Here is a 3,802-nt window from a genome sequence, read left to right on the forward strand (position 1 = left end):
ATCGGGGTTATCCTTTTCAGGAGATTGTCGCCATGATCGACCAACAGCAGTTCTATCCAACCCCCGCCGCTCTCGCGCGAAAAGCCTGGTCCAAGTTCCAGAACCGCGAGTTTACGCGCGTCCTGGAGCCCAGCGCCGGCAACGGCGCGTTGGCGGACGAAATGCCCTGGAGCCGCCACGACGCGGACAAACCGATCGACTGCATCGAGATGGACTTGTCGAAACATGCCCGCTTACGGGAACGCGGACTCAAGGTCGTCGGGATCGATTTCCTCCAGTACAGCGGCGGGGCGTTTTTTTCGCACGTCATCATGAACCCGCCGTTTTCCCAGGGTGCCGAGCACGTCCTGAAAGCCTGGGACATCCTGTGGGACGGGGAAATCGTGGCGATTCTCAACGCCGAGACGATCCGCAATCCCTACACCAAGGAACGCCAACGGCTTGCGCGGCTGGTCAATGAGCACGGGGGCGTGGAATACATCAACGATGCGTTCTCCACCTCGGAGACCGAGCGCAAAACCGATGTTGAGATCGCCTTGGTGTATCTGCGCAAGCAGGTTCGCCGCGAGGACATCGTTGGGAGCCTTCTGGAAGACCTGACGCGCGACGCCACCTCGGGGGAAACGCTGGCCGGCGATTATCGGCAGGCGCAGGATTTGTGTCTGCCAGACCGCGAGATCGACAACGCGGTCTTGAGATTCAAGGCGGCGGTCCAGGCGATGCGCGAGTCCGTTCTCTGCGAGGCACGGGCGAGTCATTATGCCAGTTGCATCGGGCATACGCTGGCGGTCTCTCGTGGCGACGCCTCGGAAGACACGCATCCGCGTGAGGTGAAATGGGTGACCGAAACCCTGCACGAGCGTTATCTGGCGCTCAAGGATCGCGCCTGGAATTCGATTCTATCCTCTACCAAGGTCAGCGAGCGGTTGTCGCGGGCGGTGCGCAACGATGTGGAACGCCAGTTCGAGGACGTCAAGCAACTGGAATTCAGTGTGGCCAACGTCTATGCGTTTTTGCTGGGTCTGTCGGAAAACCAGGGGCAGATCCAAATGGACATGCTCTGCGAGGTGTTCGACGAAATCACCCGGTATCACACCGACAACCGGGTCTTTTACAAGGGCTGGAAGTCCAACGACAAGCATCGCACCGCCGGGATGCGGATCAAGACCAGTCGGTTCGTGCTACCGCATCATGGGACCGATAAATGGTCGCATTCGATGAAGTGGGAGTCGATGAACCTCCTGGCCGATTTTGACCGGGCGTTTGCGATGCTCGACGGCAAACGGAGCCCCGAGGTGGGGCTGTGCGATGTCTTCCGGACGCAGTTCCGTGAGCTGTGCAGCGGAAAGCGGGGCAGCAGCAGTTATTTCGATGTGCGCTACTACCCGAAGGTGGGCACGATCCACTTTTTCGCCCGTGACAAGACGCTCGTCGAGCGTCTCAATCTCCTGGTGGGACGTCAGCGGCGTTGGTTGCCGCCCGAGGACGTGCGGGTCAGCGATGCCTTCTGGTTGCAGTACGAGAAGGCCGAGGCGTTCGAGAAGGACGTGAATGTCCAGATCACGGCGCTGGCGAAATCCCAAGGATCCGGATGGGATGATCCACGGCGCCGGCTCAATGACACGGATGCGTCCGTGGCGCAACGCGCGCAGGCCATCATCGATCAGGCACTCGACGCAGTGCTGGAGAAGCAGGGCATTGACGTCCAGGGTCTCCTGGACACGAATAAGGACGCTCTGCAACTGGAGCTGCTCGTCGCCTAATCGTTAAACCCCAAAGCCCACCAGCCTTGGCTGGTGGGTTTTTTTTGCCTCAAGACGGCACAAATCTTGTCAATCCGTTGACGGGAAGGCGCCGCTGCGCGACATTCGCACGATGTCGAACGCAAACGGACCCGATGGCGAGGAGCCGCCCACCGTGATGCACCGTTGGACTAATTCCGAGAAGGCGCGCTACTACCAGGTCGATCTGGTCCGGGATCTCTTGGGCGATTGGACCGTTATCCAAAGCTGGGGCGGCGTGGGCTCGAAGCGGGGCCGGGTGCGGATCGTTTGGGTGCCCTCCCACGACGCGGGCTTGGAACGCATTGCAGCCATCGGGCAACGGCGGGAGAAGCGGGGATATACGCCCGTCGGCTGAGCGGGGCGGACGGTCATGCGCTCGCCATCGTCACGACAAGGAAAAACCGCGTAGATCGTTGATCGCGTCCTCGCGTCAACCGCGCGTCTGGGTCCTCAACGCTTGTCAATGGCCACCAGAACTGATCCACTTTTGGCCACAAAAATTGACCCAACGGGGCGTTTGGTTAAACGTCAGTTTCCGAGTTTCCGTTTCAGCCGATCACTTTCTCCTCCAAGCATGAAGACGTGTGAGTGATAGATGAGACGGTCGACGATGGGGACAGTGACATGCCGTGGCCGAAGGTCGGCCAACCCTTGAGCGAGCGGTAATAAATCAGGCGCAGGCGGGAATAGGCTTTGATCAGATCCGCCGTCGGGCGGTCATCGAGCGCGGCGAGGGTCGGAGTGCCGACGATCCCGTCATCGGGGACGCCGATCAGTTGCTGCAACAGCCGGATCGCCCGCGAGACCCCGGCGTTGATCGCCATATCGAGCACTACCAGATCCAGACCGACCGGCAACCGGTCGCCCTTGACGCGCGCCCAGTAATCGCGGCGATAGATGTCTTTGGCGTCGTCGCGGGTCAGGTGGCGGATGTCGAGTGCCGGGTAACTGCGCTGGCTGATGTCGTAGTGGGTCAGACCGCCAGGGTCGGCGGGGTGCTCGGACAGCCCGCCCTCTTCGATCAGGATGAAGTCGATACAGCGGTGAAAGTGGGTCATGCGTGCGATCCTCGTCAGTTGCAGCGAGGATCGGGGAGCGGCGGGGCGTTGTCGCGCGCGTCGTGGACGTTTTGGACGTTAGGGCGAGGAAATCCGGATTATTTGCATAAATTTTGGCAGGGCGTGCCGTCGCCGTCGCGGTCGAGGCGCGTGAGGCCGCAGTCGTCGAGGTAGTGGCGGGCCTCGGCGCAGTCGGTCATCTCGCCGCAGGTGCGTTTATCGCCGCAGCCGGACCAGCGTTTCGCGAGTCGCGAAAAGAGCGTGTCGTTCTTGGCGCGAGACGCCTGTTCACGCGCCCGCTTCGCGGTGCGTCGCCACTCCCAAGGCGGGATGCGTTGCGCTTTCGGCAAGGCCCACAAGCCGCGTCGGGCGGCTTGCGCCTGCTGCTCCAGGTCGATCAATTGCGGATCGCGGGCGTATTGGCGATACACCCAGGCGGCGCCCTGCTGCACCAGGGCGGCGTTGACATCGGTCGAGCCGACCGACACCCGCCCCACGGGTCGCCCGTACTGGTCGATGGTCTGGACCGCTACCCGTACCTTCTTGCCGTAGGGCTGCGCTTTCTCGGGGGCGTCGATCTCGGCTAGACGGATCTTGACCTCGCGCCGGTCGACGGTCAGGAGCGACAGGGTGTCGCCGTCGCTGATGCCTATGACGCGGCCCTTCAGATCGGCGGCGAGGGTTGGTGAGAGGACGAGGAGGAGCAGGAGGGGAAACAGGTGGTGGGGCTGTGGCATGGCTTCATCGGCAAAAAATTGGTTGTCCCCTTCTTCCGGCCACACTTTTCTGAAATGAGCGCCGCGCCGTCTGCGGGGTCCGCTCTTTAACCGCTTGTTAGTGCGCCAAGCGAAGCTTGGCGCTTCTTGCCGGGTGCAAGTCCCGGTCGGGCAAGGGTCAGCCACCCACCCGTATCGAGTGTTGCGCCTCTGGCGGAGCGCGGCGAATGGTCGAGAGACTGTT

The 3,802-nt window shown here is 61.9% G+C and carries 4 protein-coding genes; 2 read left to right on the forward strand and 2 right to left on the reverse strand.

All coding sequences use genetic code 11. The annotated features are described in order from the left end of the window. Nucleotides 1-1,763: DUF4942 domain-containing protein (locus tag CCR95_RS22740; RefSeq protein ID WP_338115482.1), on the forward strand; the 1,763-nt coding region annotated here is incomplete at its 5' end. A gap of 112 nt (nucleotides 1,764-1,875) precedes the next feature. After that, complete coding sequence (locus CCR95_RS22745; RefSeq protein ID WP_242523441.1) at nucleotides 1,876-2,139, forward strand: WGR domain-containing protein; 264 nt, start codon at nucleotides 1,876-1,878, stop codon at nucleotides 2,137-2,139. A gap of 193 nt (nucleotides 2,140-2,332) precedes the next feature. Here the strand turns inward: CCR95_RS22745 and CCR95_RS25990 are convergent, their stop codons facing one another. Continuing rightward, nucleotides 2,333-2,842 carry a glycoside hydrolase family 108 protein gene (locus tag CCR95_RS25990; RefSeq protein ID WP_201098767.1) on the reverse strand — a complete coding sequence of 170 codons (510 nt, stop codon included), beginning with the start codon at nucleotides 2,840-2,842 and terminating at the stop codon, nucleotides 2,333-2,335. Nucleotides 2,843-2,940: 98 nt separating this feature from the next. Then, complete coding sequence (locus tag CCR95_RS22755) at nucleotides 2,941-3,579, reverse strand: thermonuclease family protein (protein ID WP_201098768.1); 639 nt, start codon at nucleotides 3,577-3,579, stop codon at nucleotides 2,941-2,943. Between the last annotated feature and the right edge of the window lie 223 nt (nucleotides 3,580-3,802).

The organism is Thiocystis minor, from assembly GCF_016653465.1.
In the GTDB taxonomy this organism is placed as follows: domain Bacteria; phylum Pseudomonadota; class Gammaproteobacteria; order Chromatiales; family Chromatiaceae; genus Chromatium; species Chromatium minus.

Coding starts and splice junctions, on each gene's coding strand:
- CCR95_RS22745 (WP_242523441.1), top strand. CDS start 1,876: ATGTCGAACGCAAACGGACCCGATGGCGAGGAGCCGCCCACCGTGATG.
- CCR95_RS25990 (WP_201098767.1), bottom strand. CDS start 2,842: ATGACCCACTTTCACCGCTGTATCGACTTCATCCTGATCGAAGAGGGC.
- CCR95_RS22755 (WP_201098768.1), bottom strand. CDS start 3,579: ATGCCACAGCCCCACCACCTGTTTCCCCTCCTGCTCCTCCTCGTCCTC.